We start from the raw sequence: 16,182 nt of genomic DNA, 5'->3' as shown, positions 1-16,182 counted from the left end.
CGACCGCCTAGCGGCCGGACGAGCCGCCGTCGGAGCCGCTGCCGTCAGGGCCGCTGCCGTCGGAGCCGTCGCCGTCGCTGTCGTCCGCGAGTCCGTCGATGTGGCCGATGAGCCCGCGCAGTCCCGACACGTAGCCGGCGATCGCGTCGCGCTCGGTGCGGATCTCGTCGAGGCGCCGCTCGGCGGTGTCCATCAGCTCGCGGCTGCGGCGCTCCGCGTCCGCGACGAGCTTCTGCGCCTGGTCGCGCGCGTCGTCGAGGAGGGCGTCGGAGTCGTCCTGGGCCTTCCGGCGCAGTCGCGTCGTGTCGTCGAGGGCGTCGCTGCGGAGGGCGTCCGCCTCGAGGCGCTTGTCGTTCGCGCGTCGGATGGCGTCGGCGAGCTGCAGGTTCGACTCGTCGAGGTAGCGCTGGGTCTGCGCGACGGCCTCCTGGTGGCGGAGCAGGTCGTCGCGGTCGGCCTCCTCGCGGCGCGCGGCGAGCTCGACCACCAGGTCGATCCGGGCCTGCTCGACCTCGCGCGAGAGCGCAGCGGCCTCGTCGGCGGACGCGGCGCGCAGGCCCGCCAGCTCGGCGTCGAGCACGGCGACGGCCTCGGCGCGCTCCTGGGTGAGCCGGGTGCGCTGGTCGGCGATCTCGCGCGCGCCCTCGGCGCGGACTGCGGCGACCTCGGCGTCGAGCGCGGCGCGGGTCGAGAGCACCTCGGCCTCGACCGCCGCGCGCGCCTGGGCGACCTCGGCCTCGACGGCCGCCCGGAGCCGGTCCACCTCGGAGGCGACCTCGGCCCGCAGGAGCTCGTTGGCCTGGGCGAGGCGGGCGGCCTCGGCGCGGGCGACCTCGATCTCGCGGGCGGCGACGGCGCGCATCTCCGCGGCCTCGCGCTCGGCCTCGGAGCGGATCGCGGCGGCCTCGCGCTTCGCGGTGGCGCGGGTCTCGGCGGCCTCGGTCGCCACGGTGCCGCGGATCGCGGCGGCCTCGCGGACGGCGTCCTGGGTCATCACGTCGCGGTCGTCGGCGGCCTTGCCGAGCGTCGCCGCGGCCTGCGCCTCGGACTCGTCGCGGGTCCGGTCCGCACGGCGGCGCGCCTCGGTCACCAGGCGCTCGGCCTCGTCGCGCGCCTCCTGGAGGATGCGGTCGCCGTCGTCGCGGGTGGAGCGGCGGAGGGCGGAGGCGTCGTTCTCGGCCTGGGCGATGATCCGCTCGGACTGCTCCTCGGCCACGCGCAGGGTGTGCTCGAGCTTGGCGCCCAGGCCGGCGTAGGTGGGAGTGCCGACCTGCTGCAGCTCCTTCTCGAGGCCCTCGATCCGGGAGGACAGGCGCTTCACCTCGCGGCCGCTCTCGGCCGCCTGGGTGTTCGAGTGGATGAGCTCGCGGCGCAGGCCCTGGACGGCCTTGTCGACCTCGTCCCGGTCGTAGCCACGGAACACCTGGGTGAATTCGGCCTCGTCGTTCGCCACGTCGTCTCCTTCAGAGCAGGACCGCGGTGGGGCTCGCGGCACTGGGAAAGTGTATTCAGCAGGGAGGCCGCGGCCGGGGCGACACCCGCACCGCGCGCCGCTCCGGCCGCACTCTCGGCTTCTCCCGGGCATCGGAGCGAGGGCATCGGCTATCGTGGACTGTCTTTGTCTGTTGCCGTCGCGCCCCGGTCCGGCTGCGTACCCCGAGCCGGCCCCGGCCGTCACCCCGATCCGGCAACGCAGGAGGAGTTCTTTCGTGCGGTTCGTCTTCGCCATCATCGCCACCGTCATCGCTGCCGCGATGATCGTGCTCGGCATCGGTCAGCGGACGGTCTGGGCTCCTCCGGAGTCCCTCACCGCCGAGACCGCGCTCGACTCCTCCGCTCCCTACGCGGTGATCGACGGCAGCACCCTGGGCGCCAACCCGGGACGCCAGACGATCACGGTCGAGGGCAGCGGCGACCTCGTCGTCGCCTACGCCCGGACCTCCGACGTGCTGGGCTGGGTGGGCGGCTCGAGCTACGACGCCATCGGCTACGAGCGCGCCGACGACACCCTCACCTCCGCGGAGGAGACGGGGGAGCGCGTCCAGCTCTCCTCCGACGTCGAGACCGCCGACGCGGCGGTCGTCGATCCGCGCGGCTCCGACCTCTGGCTCGAGGAGTTCGAGGGGAGCGGGAGCGTGACCCTGGCGCTCGACGTGCCGGAGGACGTCTCCATCCTCATCGCGAGCGACGGCACCGCGCCGGCAGCCGACTCCGTGCGCGTCAGCTGGCCCGTGGACACCGCGACGCCCCTCGCCGGCCCGCTGCTGCTCGGAGGAGCCGTGTTCCTCCTCCTCGGCCTCGTCCTCTACATCTGGGCCTTCGTCCACCTGCGCCGTCAGCACGGCCCGCGCCGGAAGGGACCGCAGGGTCGGATCCCCCGCGGTGCCCGCCGCCCCCGGCCGCGTGCCGGGATCCAGGCCTCCACGGCGTCGCCGGCGCCCTCGCGCCGCCGGGCCGCCCTGGTGCTGCCCGTCGTCCTCGGGACGACGGTCCTCCTCTCCGGCTGCAGCTCCGACTACTGGCCTGATCTCGCCGCGGGCGCGAGCGAGGCGCCGACCGCGTCCGCCACGGCGACCGCGGGGGCAGAGCCGGTCTCGGCCGAGCCGACCCCCGTGGTCACCACGCAGCAGGCGGAGGCCGTCGTCGCCCAGGTCGCCGATGTCGCGTCGCGCGCCGACGCCGCCCGGGACGCCGGGATCCTGGCCGAGCGCTTCCAGGGCGAGGCGCTCACCGAGCGCACCACGAACTACGACGTCGTCGCCAAGGGCGGGACGATCGACCCGCCGCAGACGATCCCGGCCTCCCCGGTGAGCCTGGTGCTCCCGCAGGACACGGAGTCGTGGCCGCGCCTGGTCACCGCCGTCGTGCAGAACTCGACGGACACCACCCAGGCCCCGATCGCGCTGATGATGAGCCAGGCGAGCCCGCGCGTCGACTACAAGGTCGACTACGCCATCTCGCTCGAGGCCAACGCGCGCATCCCCGACGTCGCGCCCGTCACCGTCGGTACGTCGATCGTGGCGCCCGACTCGCGCCTGATGAAGCTCGCCCCGCAGACCGTCGGCTCCGCGTATGCCGACGTGCTCGCCAACGGCGACTCGAGCCAGTACGCCGAGCTCTTCGCGGCCGACGGCGACACCCTCCGGGGCCAGGTCGGCGTCGACAAGAAGAACGCCGACCGCGAGGCGCTGCCGGACACCGCCTCGATCGAGTTCTCGAACGCCGCCGGCACGTCGCCGACGATCGCGCTCGCGACGAACGACTCGGGGGCCCTCGTCGCGGCGAGCATCACCGAGACGTCGACCGTCCGCCCCACTGCCGAGGGCTCGACCGTCTCGACCTCCGGCGCCTCGCAGACCCTGCTGGGCACGGACAAGTCGACGACCGGCATCGAGACCACCTACGGATACCAACTGCTGTTCTACGTACCGCCCGTCGGATCGGAGGAGAAGATCGTGATGCTCGGATGGAGCCAGGGACTCGTCTCGGTGGTGCAGCTGCCGTGAGCACCGTCCCGCCCCTGCCCGGAAACCTCCGCGGCGCCGTCGACCTCTCGTCGCTGGTGAACCGCCGCACCCCGCCCGCCGCCTCCGCCGGCGCCCCGGCCGCGCCCGCCGCTCCCGGAGGCGCGCCCGGCGCGAATCCGCTGCTGCTGACCGCCGGCGACGCCGAGTTCGACCAGGTGGTCCAGCTCTCGTCGCGCGTGCCGGTGATCGTCGACCTGCGCGGCTCCTGGTCGGACCAGAGCCAGAGCATGACCGCGCTGCTCGAGAAGGTCGTCGTCTCGTACGCCGGCGCGTTCGTGCTCGTCGGGGTCGATGTGGAGTCGAGCCCGCAGCTGGCGCAGGCGTTCCAGGTGCAGTCCGTGCCGACGGTCGCCGCGATCATCGGCGGCCGCCCGGTGCCCCTGTTCAGCGGCCTCGTCGCCGAGGAGCAGCTGCGCGACCTGCTCGAGCAGGTCCTCCAGCTCGCCGCTCAGAACGGTGTGACGGGCACGGTGCCGGTGGAGGGAGCCGCTCCCGCCGAGGGCGCGGAGCCCGAGACGGAGCCGCTGCCGCCGCACCACCAGGAGGCCTACGACGCGATCGACCGGGGCGACTACGCCGCGGCGATCACCGAGTACGAGACCGCCATCGCGCAGAACCCGCGCGACGACCTCGCGGTAGCCGGTCTCGCTCAGGTGCGGCTGCTGGCCCGCCTCCAGGGCCGCACGCTCGACGACATCCGCTCGACCGCCGCGGCGGAGCCGTCGAACCTCGACGCGCAGCTCGCCGTCGCCGACCTCGACGTCTCGGGTGGCCACGTCGAGGACGCCTTCGACCGGCTGCTCTCGATGTTCCCGCGCCTCGACGCCGACGGGAAGGCCGCCGTCCGCGCGCGCCTCCTGGAGCTTTTCGAGATCGTCGGTCAGACCGACCCGCGCGTCAACAAGGCTCGGGCCCGGCTCACCGGCCTGCTCTACTGACGCCGGCCGGAACGCCGAGAGGCCGCCCGCTCGCGACGATCGTCGCGAGCGGGCGGCCTCTTCCGTGCGGGGACCGATCAGTCGGCGGGTCGCAGGTAGAGCACGGCCAGCGGGGGCAGAACCAGCTCGGCGGAAGCCGGGCGGCCGGCCCACGGCTCCTCGCGAGCCTCGACCGCTCCGAAGTTCCCGACTCCGCTGCCGCCGTAGATCTCGGCGTCCGTGTTGACGAGCTCCTCCCAGCGGCCGGCCGTGGGCAGGCTCACGCGGTAGCCGTGCACGGGCGAGCCCGAGAAGTTGGCGATGACGGCGATCGGGCGACCCTCGCTGTCCTTGCGCAGGAACGAGACGACGTTGGCCGCCGCCGCGCCGCCGTCGATCCACTCGAAGCCCGACTGCTCGTGGTCGAGCTCCCAGAGCGACGGCGAGTCGCGGTACACGCGGTTCAGCTGACCGACGAGGCTCCAGAGACCGCGGTGGCTCGGCTGATCGAGGATCCACCAGTCCAGGCCCCGCTCCTCGCTCCACTCGGAGTACTGGCCGAACTCCTGGCCCATGAAGAGCAGCTGCTTACCGGGGTGGGCCCACATGAAGGCGAGGTAGGCGCGCACGTTCGCGAGCTGCTGCCAGTGGTCGCCCGGCATCTTCTGGATCAGCGAGCCCTTGCCGTGCACGACCTCGTCGTGGCTGATCGGCAGGACGAACTTCTCGCTGAAGGCGTAGACGAACGAGAAGGTGATCTCGCCCAGGTGGTACTGGCGCCAGAGCGGGTCGTTCGCCATGTAGTCGAGCGAGTCGTGCATCCAGCCCATGTTCCACTTGAGCCCGAAGCCGAGGCCGCCGGAGCTGGTGGGCTGGGTGACGCCGGGCCAGCTCGTCGACTCCTCGGCGATCATCATGATGCCGGGGTGCAGCTTGTAGGCCGTGGCGTTGACCTCCTGGAGGAAGCTGATCGCCTCGAGGTGCTCGCGTCCGCCGTACTGGTTCGGCAGCCACTCGCCCTCCTTGCGGGAGTAGTCGAGGTAGAGCATCGAGGCGACGGCGTCCACTCGCAGGGCGTCGACGTGGAACTCCTCGAGCCAGAACAGGGCGTTCGCGACGAGGAAGTTGCGCACCTGGGTGTGCCCGAAGTCGAAGACGTAGGTGCCCCAGTCCATCTGCTCACCGCGGCGCCAGTCCGGGTGCTCGTAGAGCGGCTCGCCGTCGAAGCGGGCGAGGGCGAAGTCGTCCTTGGGGAAGTGCCCGGGCACCCAGTCGACGATGACGCCGATGCCGGCCTGGTGCAGACGGTCGATCAGGTACTTGAGGTCGTCGGCCGTGCCGAAGCGGCTCGAGGCGGCGTAGTAGCCGGTGACCTGGTAGCCCCAGGAGCCGCCGAACGGGTGCTCGGCGAGCGGCATGAACTCCACGTGCGTGAAGCCGAGCTCGGTGACGTACTCGATCAGCGGGTCCGCGAGGTCGCGGTAGCCCAGTCCCGGACGCCAGGAGCCGAGGTGCATCTCGTAGACGCTGAGCGGCTGCGTGTGCGGATCGACCGAGGCTCGCTTCTCCATCCAGCCGGAGTCGCCCCACTGGTGGTGCGAGACGGGGACCTTCGAGGCGGTCGCAGGCGGCACCTCCGTGGCGCGGGCCATCGGGTCGGCCTTGCGGACCCAGTGGCCGTCGCGCGAGAGCAGGTCGAACTTGTAGGAGGCTCCGGGCTCGACGCCCGGGACGAAGATCTCCCAGACCCCGGTCGTCCCGAGGTTGCGGAGGGAGTGGCCCTCGCCGTTCCAGTCGTTGAAGTCGCCGACGACCCGAGCGGCCTGGGCGTGCGGGGCCCAGACGGCGAAGCTCGTGCCCCAGACCCCCTCGTGCTCGCGGTGGCGGGCACCGAGCGCCTCCCAGAGACGCTCGTGGCGGCCCTCGCCGATGAGGTAGAGGTCGAAGTCGCCGACCGTCTTCGAGAACCGGTAGGGGTCCTCCGCGGTCCACTCGCCGCCGCCGCCGTAGCGGGCCTCGACCGTGTACGCCTGCGGACCGAGGACGTGGAAGCCCTGCCAGATCCCGTCGCTGAGGTGGCTCAGCTCGACGCGGGCGCCGGTGGCGAGCACCACGGCGACCTTCTCGGCGAGCGGGCGGCGCACGCGGACGACCGTCACCGGGTCGGAGACGCCGGGGGCCGCGACGAGGTGCTGGCCCAGGACGTCGTGGGGGAGCGCGTTGCTGCCGGTGGCGAGCTGCTGCAGCACCCACTCCGGGATGTCGGGCAGCGCGATCGCCGCGGTGCCGTCGACGGGGCCCGAAGCGGTCGCGGGGTCCGCGGTCGTCTCGGCGGGGCCGGCGGTCGTCTCGACGGGAGCGGCGCTGTCGGCTGCGACGGAATCGGCGGCGTCCGTGTCGTCGGGCAGGTCGCCCTCGGCCCCGCTGCCGACCGGAGCGGACTCGGCGTCGTCGGCGTCGCGCTCGACGGTCACGGCGTCGTCGCCCGCGACCGGCTGAGGCGCCTCCGGGACCGTCTCGACCGCGTAGCTGCGCGCGTTCTCGCCGTCCGCTCCGGGGTGCTGTCGTGCGTCGGACGCCGCGTCGGCGACGTGCGCGCCGTGGCCGGAGGTGGTCGCCGAGCTGGTGCCCGTCGTGGGGACCGTCTCGGCGTGCGCGCCGAGGCCCGCCTCCTCGGCCGGGCTCGCGCCCTCGGGGGTGGTTCCGCTCATCGCTCGTCCGCCTTCACGCTCAGGATGTGCACGGGCTCGACGAACGAGTCGAGCCGCACGTAGTCGTCGCTGCCCCAGGTCCAGACGGCGCCGGTGATCAGGTCCTCGACCTCGAAGGTCGCGCTCCAGTCGAGCCCGATCGCGGGCAGGTCGAGGTGGACCGTGGTCTCGCGGGCCGAGTGCGGGTCGGTGTTGACGACGACGATGATCGTGTCGTCGGTCCCGGTGCCCGTGAACGCGGCCTGAAGGTGCTTGGAGTAGACGAGGATCGCGTCGTCGTCGCTGCCGTGCACGTGCAGGTTCCGCAGCTGCCCGAGCGCGGGGTGCGAGCGCCGGATCTCGTTGAGGCGCGTGATGTACGGCGCCAGCGAGCGGCCCGACTCCTCGGCGCCGGCCCAGTCGCGCGTCTTGTACTCGTACTTCTCGTTGTCGATGTTCTCCTCGGCGCCGGGGCGAGCGACGTTCTCGACCAGTTCGTAGCCGGCGTAGACCCCCCACAGCGGCGACGCGGTCGCGGCCAGGGCCGCCCGCACCTTGTACGCCGAGCGGCCGCCGTACTGGAGGTACTCGGTGAGGATGTCCGGAGTGTTCACGAAGAGGTTCGGCCGCATGTAGTCGGCCGTCTCGTGGGAGATGCTCGTGAAGAACTCGCCGAGCTCCTCCTTGGTGTTGCGCCAGGTGAAGTACGAGTACGACTGCTGGAAGCCGACCTTGCCGAGCGCGCGCATGATCGCGGGGCGGGTGAACGCCTCCGCGAGGAAGACGACCTCGGGGTGCTCGGCGTTGACCTCGTGGATGATCCACTCCCAGAAGTCGAGCGGCTTCGTGTGGGGGTTGTCGACGCGGAAGATCCGCACGCCCAGGTCGATCCAGTGCCGCAGGACCCGCAGCGACTCCTGACGGATGCCCTCGGGGTCGTTGTCGAAGTTGATCGGGTAGATGTCCTGGTACTTCTTCGGCGGGTTCTCGGCGTAGGCGATCGAGCCGTCGGGGAGCGTCGTGAACCACTCGGGGTGGCTGGTGACCCAGGGATGGTCGGGCGAGGCCTGCAGGGCGAAGTCGAGGGCGAGCTCGAGGCCCGCGGCCTCGACCGCGGCGTGGAAGGCGCGGAAGTCGTCCTCGGTGCCGAGGTCCGGGTGGATCGCGTCGTGGCCGCCCTCGGCCGAGCCGATCGCCCACGGCGAGCCGGGGTCGTTCTCGCCGGCGTCGAGCGTGTTGTTCGGGCCCTTGCGGAAGGAGCGGCCGATGGGGTGGATCGGCGGCAGGTAGAGCACGTCGAAGCCCATCGCGGCCACCGCGGGAAGGCGGTCGATCGCGGTGCGGAAGGATCCGCTGGTCACGGTCCCGTCCTCGTGGCGCACGGCGCCCTCGGAGCGGGGGAAGAACTCGTACCAGGCGCCGACGCCGGCGCGGGTGCGCTCGACGTGGACGGTGCGCGGCTCCGAGACGCTCGTGAGGCTCATCACCGGGCGGGCGTCGAGCGCGCCGTGGACGGCGGGACCGGTCGCCGCGGCGAGGCGCTCCTCGGCGCTCAGCGTGGTGTCGCCGACGCGGGCGGCGGTGTCGGAGAGCAGGCTGCGCTCGCCCTCGGGCCGCGCGGAGTCGTCGGCGCCGCTGCGCAGCAGGCCCTCGCCGATGGCGAAGGTGACGTCGATGTCCAGGCCGGCCGGGATCTTGACCTCGGCCGTGTGGAGCCAGGTCGCCCAGTCGTCGGCGTAGGCGCGGATGCGGTAGCTCCAGTCGCCCTCCTCGTCGAGGGCCACGAGGCGCCCGTAGCGGTCGGTGCCGGTCGCGAGGAGCGACATGCGGTGCTCCGACTCGGCCCCGGACGGCGAGCTCAGCAGGAGGTCGACGCCGATGAGGTCGTGCCCCTCGCGGAAGGCCGTGGCGGCGAAGGGGACGACCTCGCCGACGAACGCCTTCGCGGGCCAGCGGTCGTCCTCGAGCCGGGGCTGCGGGTCGATGATCGGCAGGCGCTCGGCGCGGACGCGGTAGCCGCTCCCGGTCGTCGCGGGCGCCGGCGACGCGTCGGGTGCGTCCGCGGTCACCGGGGCGGCCGGAGCACTGTCGGCCGCGGGGGGAGCAGGAGTCGCCTCGGGGGCGGCGGCGGGCGCCGGAGCGGCCGTCTCGGGAGGCGCCGACGCCTCCTGGGGTGCGCGTCCGCGACCCGCTCGCCGTGCGTCCTTGCCGTTCTGAGCCTTGCCGAAAGGTATCTGAGCCACGTCACGACAGTAGCGACCGGCGGCGGCTCGCACACGACGGTTGCGCCCGCGCTCGGGCCTGTGCAAACGGATCCGGGGAGCGCGTGCCGGAGCGTCGGGGCGGGTCCGCGTCCGGCCGATCCGCGGCGGCCGAGGGGTCCGCTAGGGTGACCGAGCGCGACCGCCCCGGTGCTCCGCGACCGGGCGCTCCGGGGTCCGCAGAGAGTCGAGGGGTGCCGTGAAGGCGATCCGCCGCTTCATCGTCCGCTCCGTCCTCCCGCCCGAGCTCTCGGCTCTGGGCGATCTGGCGGGCAATCTGCGCTGGGCCTGGCACGAGCCCGCCCGGCGCTTGTTCGAGCGGGTCGATCCTGAGCTGTGGCGGCGCGGGGGAGCGGACCCCACCGCTCTGCTCGGAGCAGTGAGCCCCGAGCGCCTCGCCGAGCTGGCGGGGGATCAGGGCTTCGTCGACGAGGCGTGGCGCCTCCGCGACGAGCTGGAGCGGTACCGCACCGAGCCGCGGTGGTACCAGTCGCTGCCGGAGTCCGCCCCGCGCTCGATCGCCTACTTCTCGCCGGAGTTCGGCATCGCGGCGGCGCTGCCCCAGTACTCCGGCGGACTCGGCATCCTCGCGGGCGACCACCTGAAGGCCTCCTCGGACCTGGGCGTGCCGCTCACCGGCGTGGGCCTCTTCTACCGGTCGGGCTACTTCTCGCAGAAGCTCTCCGCCGACGGCTGGCAGCTCGAGTCCTACCCCTCGCTCGATCCCGACGGGCTGCCGCTGCGCGTCGTCCGTCTCGCCGACGGCTCGCCCGCCCGCATCGTGCTGGCGCTCCCCGAGGGACGCGCGCTCTACGCCCGGGTCTGGCGCGCGGAGGTCGGCCGGGTGACCCTCCTCCTGCTCGACACCGACATCCCCGAGAACGAGGACTCGCTCCGCTCCGTCACCGACCGCCTCTACGGCGGCGGGGGCGAGCACCGCCTGCTGCAGGAGCTGCTGCTGGGTATCGGCGGGGTCCGCGCGCTCGAACTCTGGGCCGAGGTCTCGGGCGGCGTCCTCCCGGAGGTGTTCCACACCAACGAGGGGCACGCCGGCTTCCAGGGGCTCGAGCGCATCTCCGGCCTGATCGGCGCGGGCCTGGACTTCGACCAGGCTCTCCAGGTGGTGCGGGCGAGCACGGTCTTCACCACGCACACTCCGGTGCCGGCGGGCATCGACCGCTTCGACCGCGGGATGATCGAGGAGTACTTCTCCACGGAGCTGCTCCCGGGCGTGCAGGTCGAGGACGTGCTCGCGCTGGGCGCCGAGCCGGGGGACTCCGGGACGGCGTTCAACATGGCGTACATGGGCCTGCGGCTCGCGCAGCGCTCCAACGGCGTCTCGACGCTGCACGGCGAGGTCAGCCGATCGATGTTCTCGAGCCTCTGGCCCGGCTTCGAGACGGCGGAGGTGCCGATCGGCTCGGTGACGAACGGCGTCCACGCGGCCACCTGGACCGATCCGATCCTCCGGCGGCTCGCGGAGGAGCGGCTCGGCACCGACGACACGACGCGGGCCGACTGGGCCTCGGGTGCGCTCGGCGACACCGAGCTGTGGGCCGCGCGCCGGGCGATGCGGGAGCAGCTGGTGCGGGACGCCCGCCGCCGGGCCGCCCGCTCCTGGCGCGAGCAGAACCCGGGCGGCCTCCCGCCGGCCTGGCTCGACGAGCTGCTGGACCCGGACGTGCTCACCATCGGCTTCGCGCGGCGGGTGCCGACCTACAAGCGGCTGACCCTGATGCTCCACGACCCCGAGCGTCTGCGCGCGCTGCTCACCCACCCGCAGCACCCGATCCAGATCGTCATCGCGGGCAAGTCCCACCCGGCCGACGAGGAGGGGAAGCGCCTGATCCAGCGGCTCGTCCGCTTCGCGCAGGAGCCGGACGTGCGCCGCAGGATCGTCTTCCTGCCGGACTACGACATCGCGATGGCGCAGCTGCTCTACCCGGGCACCGACGTCTGGCTCAACAACCCGCTGCGCCCGCTCGAGGCGTGCGGCACCTCGGGGATGAAGGCGGCGCTCAACGGCTCGCTCAACCTCTCGATCCTCGACGGCTGGTGGAACGAGTACTTCGACGGCGAGAACGGCTGGGCGATCCCCTCCTCCGACCGCGCGCTCGACCCGGAGGCCCGCGACACGCTCGAGGCCGAGGCGCTCTACGAGCTGCTCGAGACCGAGGTCGTGCCGCGCTACTACGAGCGCGATCACGACGGCGTGCCCCGGCGGTGGGTGCGGTCGATCCGGCACACCCTCGCGACCCTCTCGCCCGAGCTCTCCGCCGAGCGGATGGTGCGCCAGTACGTCGAGGCGCTCTACTCGCCGGCCGCCGAGGCCGGGCGCGCCGTCGCCGCCGACCACTTCGAGCCGGCCAAGGAGCTGGCGACCTGGAAGCGGCGGGTCCGCGCCGGCTGGCCCGGGGTCGCGGTCGCGTCCGTCGAGTCCGGCGGGATCGACGCGGTGCCCCAGCGCGGGGACCGGCTCGCCGTGCGGGCGGGCGTGCGCCTGGGCGAGCTCTCGCCGGCGGACGTCTCGGTCGAGGTCGTCTACGGGACGACGTCCGCTGACGGCTCGCTCACCGAGGTCCGCCACCACGAGCTCGAGGTGGTCGAGGAGTCGGGTGCCGTGGTGCCGGCCGACGCGGTCGGGCGCGTGCCCTACGCCGGAGTGGTCACCCTCGACCGCAGCGGCTCCTTCGGCTACACCGTCCGCGTCGTGCCGCGGCATCCCCTCCTGGCCCGCTCCGCCGAGCTGGGACTGGCCGCCGCCGCCGGCTGACCCCGCCCGGTCCCTCTCCGCGAGATGCCGCTCCGGTGCGCCTTCCTCGGCGTCTCGCGGACCGGAGTGGGATCTCGCGGGAGGAGGACGGCGCATCGAGCGAAACGGCGCCCGGAGGAGGACGGCGAGGGATCGGGGGTCAGCGCGCGATGTCGGCGAGGAGGGCGGCCGTCGCGGCGACGAGGTCGGCGGGGGTGAGCTCGATGTCGAAGCCCCGGCGCCCGCCCGACACGAGCACCGTGTCGTGGAGCTCGACGGTCTCGTCGATCACGGTGCGATGCCGCGTCCTCTGCCCGAGCGGCGAGATGCCGCCGAGCACGTAGCCGGTCCGGCGCTGGGCCAGCACGGGGTCGGCCATCGCCGCCCGCCTGCCTCCGACCGCGGCCGCGAGCTCCTTCAGCCCGAGGGAGCCGGTGACGGGCACGACGCCCACCACGAGCTCGCCGTCCACGTCGACCATCAGGGTCTTGAACACGCGCTCCGGCTCGACGCCGAGCGCCTCGGCCGCCTCGAGCCCGTAGCGCGTCGTGGCCGGGTCGTGCCGGTACTGGCGGGGAGTGAAGGGGACGCCCGCCGCCGTCAGCGCGACGGTCGCCGGGGTCCCCGGCCCGCTCCTCGCCATCAGGCGTCCTGCTCGGCCGCCGGCCCGTGCGCGGCGAAGAGCTGCATCGAGGTTCCGGCCACGCGGATGACCTGCCCCGGCTCGAACGATTCGCCGTGCTCCAGCGGCTCCGGCTCCTCGCTGTTCCACAGGCGCGTGTAGCCGGTGACCCCCTCGCCGTCGGCGAGCACGACCGTGGTGTCCTGCTCGACGCCGTGCACCACCAGCAGGACACGGTCCGGCTCGCCCTCGACCGGCGTCGAGGCCGCGAGGTACTGCAGCGTCCGGTTGGCGGCGGAGGTCCAGTCGTGCTCGCTCATCCCGCGCCCGTGGGCGTCGAACCACGTCATGGTCGTGGCGCCCGGCTCGCTCGCGTCGCCGCTGCCGTAGCGGGAGGGACGCAGCGCCGGGTGCTCGCGCCGCAGGCGCAGCAGGGTGCGCGTGTGCGCGCGAAGCGCGAGCTGCCAGTCGGCCAGGCCCTCCCAGCGCACCCAGGTCAGGTCCGAGTCCTGGCAGTAGGCGTTGTTGTTGCCGCGCTGGCTGCGCCCGGTCTCGTCGCCCGCCGTGATCATCGGCACGCCGGCCGACAGCAGCAGGGTGCCGAGGAGGTTCCGCATCGCCTTGCGCCGCGCCAGCGTGATCCGCTCGTCGGTGGTGGGGCCCTCGAAGCCGTGGTTGAAGGAGCGGTTGGTGTCGGCTCCGTCGCGGTTCGACTCGCCGTTGCCGATGTTGTGCTTGACGTTGTACGAGACGAGGTCCGCCAGCGTGAAGCCGTCGTGCGCGGTGACGAAGTTGACCGAAGCGAGGGGGCCCCGCTCCGCCGAGAAGGTGTTGGAGGAGCCCGAGAGCCGGGTCGCGAAGCCGCCGATGCCGACGGGGGCCGTGCCGGCGCGGCGGGCGTAGTCGATGTCCGAGAGCCAGAAGTTGCGGGCGCGGTCGCGGTAGCGGTCGTTCCACTCCGACCACCCGGCCGGGAAGTTCCCCGTCTGCCAGCCGCCCATTCCCACGTCCCAGGGCTCGGCGATCATCTTCACGCCGGCCAGCGCCGGATCCTCGACCGCGGCCCGCAGCAGCGGATGGTCGCTCCGGAAGTGCGCGATCTCGTCCCGGCCGAGGGTCGCGGCCAAGTCGAGCCGGAAGCCGTCGATCCCGACCTCGCCCGACCAGTAGCGCATCGAGTCCAGCGCGAGGCGCTGCGCCGCCGGCCGGCCGAAGTCGATCGTGTTCCCGCAGCCCGTGACGTCCACGTAGTGGCCCTCGGGCGTCTGGCGGTACCAGCCGGCGTCGTCGATCCCGCGCAGGCTCGACATCGGCCCGCCCGGCCCCTCCTCGGCGGTGTGGTTGTAGACCACGTCCAGGATCACCTCGAGGCCGGCCTCGTGCAGGAGCTTCACCATCCCCTTGAACTCCCGGAGCACCGCGGACGGTCCGCCGCGCTGCGCGGTGGAGGAGGCGTACGCGGCGTGCGGGGCGAAGAAGTTCAGCGTGTTGTAGCCCCAGTAGTTGGTCAGCCCCTGCCGCAGCAGGCGCTGCTCCGACACGAACGCGTGCACGGGCAGCAGCTCGACCGCCGTCACGCCCAGATCGAGCAGCGCCGAGACCGTCGACTCGTGCGCCAGGCCGGCGTAGGTGCCGCGCAGCTCCACGGGCAGCGCCGGGTTCAGCCGGGTCAGCCCCTTCACATGCGCCTCGTAGATCACGGTGCGGTCCATCGGGGTGCCGGGCCGGGAGGAGGAGCCCCAGTCGAACGCGTCGTCCACGACGACCGAGCGCCACTCGTTCTCCGCCACCCGGTGCAGGCCGCGGGAGTACGGCTCCAGCAGGGCCCGGCGGGGGTCGAAGCGGTGCCGGGGGCCCGTCGACCCGTCGACGCGCAGGGCGTAGCGGCGGCCGGGGGCCAGCAGATCGGAGCGCGCGGACCAGACCGCGGCGTCGTCGCGCGCCAGCGGGACCGTGCGGGTCACCCAGGTCGGATCCTTCTCGTCGTACAGCAGCAGATCGACGGCGCTCGCGCTCTCGGACCAGACCCGCAGCTCACCGCCCTGATCGTCCACGGTCACGCCGAGCCGGGCCAGGGGATCGTGAGAGGTCATGCGACTTACAGTAGTGACGGGCACCGGCTCCCTCCGTGCCCCCGACGCGGGACGAAGGGCTGCTGTGATCTACCTCGACCACGCCGCGACCACCCCGCTGCGCGCCTCGGCGCTCGCCGCGTTCGCGGAGGCGTCCGCCCACGGCGGCAATCCCTCCTCCGTCCACGGCTCCGGCCAGGAGGCGCGCCGCCGGCTGGAGGACGCCCGGTCGGCGCTCGCCGGGGTGCTCGGCTGCGAGCCGATCGAGGTGATCCTCACCGCCGGCGGCACCGAGGCGGTCAACCTCGGGATCAAGGGCCTCTACTGGCAGCGCCGGAGCGAGGACCCGGCTCGCGTCCGGGTCCTGGTCGCCGAGGGGGAGCACCACGCGACGCTCGACTCGGCCACCTGGCTCGCCGAGCACGAGGGCGCCGTCCTCGAGTGGCTGCCTCTCGACGACGAGGGCACCCTGCGGCCGGAGGCGCTCGCCGCTGCGCTGGAGGAGGACCCCGGATCGGTCGCCCTGGTCACGGTGCTCTGGGTCAACAACGAGATCGGGACGATCAACCCGATCGCCGAGCTGGCGGCCGCGTGCGCCCGCGCCGGCGTCCCCCTCCACGTCGACGCGGTCGCCGCCCTCGGACACGTGCCGCTGCGGATCGCCGAGATCCGCCGCGCCTCCGGCTCCGGGCGCGGCGCGGGACTGGCCGCCGTCAGCGTCTCGGGTCACAAGGTCGGCGGGCCGATCGCGACCGGTGCGCTCGTGCTCGCCCGCGACGCCCGCGTGGTCCCGGTGCTGCACGGAGGCGGACAGCAGCGGGGCGTCCGCTCCGGAACTCAGGACGTGCCCGGTGCCGCGGCCTTCGCCGCCGCCGCGGTCGAGGCGGACGCCGAGCTGTCTGCGGAGGCGCAGCGCCTGGCCGCCCTGCGCGACCGGCTCGTCGCGGGCGTCCTCGCCGCCGTGCCGGGGGCGACCCTGACCGGGCCCGCCCTCGACTCCGGACGCCGGGTCGCCAACAACGCGCACCTCGCCTTCCCCGGTGCGCAGGGCGACTCCCTCCTCTTCCTCCTCGACACCTCGGGCGTCTCCGTCTCGACCGGGTCCGCCTGCACGGCGGGGATCCCGGAGCCCTCGCACGTGGTCCTCGCGCTCGGCCGGAGCGAGGACGAGGCCCGCGGGGTGCTCCGGATGACGCTCGGCCACACCTCGACCGACGCGGACGTCGACGCCCTCCTGGCCGCGCTGCCCGGCGCCTACGCCCGCGCCGCCCGAGCCGGACTCTCGAACCGCGCGGTGCTGCCCGCCTGAACCCCTGCCGGCCGCGCCCGCGGGAAACGTAG

The 16,182-nt window shown here is 73.5% G+C and carries 9 protein-coding genes; 4 read left to right on the top strand and 5 right to left on the bottom strand.

Going from position 1 to position 16,182, the window contains the following annotated elements; translation table 11 throughout:
- Window positions 1–7: 7 nt before the first annotated feature.
- Window positions 8–1,453: a DivIVA domain-containing protein gene (locus tag C5B98_RS09800; protein ID WP_104262833.1), complete on the bottom strand. Its 1,446-nt coding sequence runs from the start codon at window positions 1,451–1,453 to the stop codon at window positions 8–10.
- A 256-nt stretch (window positions 1,454–1,709) separates the two neighbouring features.
- Between C5B98_RS09800 and C5B98_RS09795 the strand changes: the two genes are divergently transcribed.
- Window positions 1,710–3,506, top strand: coding sequence for a hypothetical protein (locus C5B98_RS09795; RefSeq protein WP_104327712.1), 1,797 nt, complete (start codon window positions 1,710–1,712; stop codon window positions 3,504–3,506).
- On the top strand, window positions 3,503–4,465 hold the full coding sequence (locus tag C5B98_RS09790) for a tetratricopeptide repeat protein (RefSeq protein WP_104260593.1): 963 nt from the start codon (window positions 3,503–3,505) through the stop codon (window positions 4,463–4,465). Before C5B98_RS09795 ends, C5B98_RS09790 begins: the two co-directional genes overlap by 4 nt.
- A 77-nt stretch (window positions 4,466–4,542) precedes the next feature.
- Here C5B98_RS09790 and glgB read toward each other — a convergent pair whose 3' ends face one another.
- Both glgB and C5B98_RS09780 read right to left on the bottom strand, forming a co-directional pair.
- Window positions 4,543–7,155 carry a 1,4-alpha-glucan branching protein GlgB gene (gene glgB, locus C5B98_RS09785; protein WP_104327711.1) on the bottom strand — a complete coding sequence of 871 codons (2,613 nt, stop codon included), beginning with the start codon at window positions 7,153–7,155 and terminating at the stop codon, window positions 4,543–4,545.
- Window positions 7,152–9,122: an alpha-1,4-glucan--maltose-1-phosphate maltosyltransferase gene (locus C5B98_RS09780; protein ID WP_308471132.1), complete on the bottom strand. Its 1,971-nt coding sequence runs from the start codon at window positions 9,120–9,122 to the stop codon at window positions 7,152–7,154. The genes glgB and C5B98_RS09780 overlap by 4 nt, the downstream gene beginning before the upstream one ends.
- Before the next feature lie 472 nt (window positions 9,123–9,594).
- Between C5B98_RS09780 and glgP the strand changes: the two genes are divergently transcribed.
- Complete coding sequence (gene glgP / locus C5B98_RS09775; protein WP_104226856.1) at window positions 9,595–12,168, top strand: alpha-glucan family phosphorylase; 2,574 nt, start codon at window positions 9,595–9,597, stop codon at window positions 12,166–12,168.
- A 139-nt stretch (window positions 12,169–12,307) separates the two neighbouring features.
- Here the strand turns inward: glgP and ybaK are convergent, their stop codons facing one another.
- Together ybaK and glgX are read right to left on the bottom strand one after the other, a co-directional pair.
- Window positions 12,308–12,790: a Cys-tRNA(Pro) deacylase gene (gene ybaK / locus C5B98_RS09770; RefSeq protein ID WP_104247616.1), complete on the bottom strand. Its 483-nt coding sequence runs from the start codon at window positions 12,788–12,790 to the stop codon at window positions 12,308–12,310.
- Window positions 12,790–14,862 (bottom strand): glycogen debranching protein GlgX, encoded by a 2,073-nt coding sequence (gene glgX / locus C5B98_RS09765; RefSeq protein ID WP_104327709.1) that lies wholly within the window; start codon window positions 14,860–14,862, stop codon window positions 12,790–12,792. The genes ybaK and glgX overlap by 1 nt, the downstream gene beginning before the upstream one ends.
- Window positions 14,863–14,926: 64 nt before the next feature.
- Between glgX and C5B98_RS09760 the strand changes: the two genes are divergently transcribed.
- Window positions 14,927–16,150, top strand: coding sequence for a cysteine desulfurase family protein (locus C5B98_RS09760; RefSeq protein ID WP_308471264.1), 1,224 nt, complete (start codon window positions 14,927–14,929; stop codon window positions 16,148–16,150).
- Window positions 16,151–16,182: the final 32 nt, after the last annotated feature.

The sequence above is a fragment of the Rathayibacter sp. AY1A5 genome, from assembly GCF_002930875.1.
Classification (GTDB): domain Bacteria; phylum Actinomycetota; class Actinomycetes; order Actinomycetales; family Microbacteriaceae; genus Rathayibacter.
This window is presented reverse-complemented; position numbering and strand designations above follow the sequence as displayed.

What these genes read in the sequence shown, in the direction of transcription:
- glgX (WP_104327709.1), bottom strand. Translation starts at nt 14,862, where the DNA reads ATGACCTCTCACGATCCCCTGGCCCGGCTCGGCGTGACCGTGGACGAT.
- glgB (WP_104327711.1), bottom strand. Translation starts at nt 7,155, where the DNA reads ATGAGCGGAACCACCCCCGAGGGCGCGAGCCCGGCCGAGGAGGCGGGC.
- ybaK (WP_104247616.1), bottom strand. Translation starts at nt 12,790, where the DNA reads ATGGCGAGGAGCGGGCCGGGGACCCCGGCGACCGTCGCGCTGACGGCG.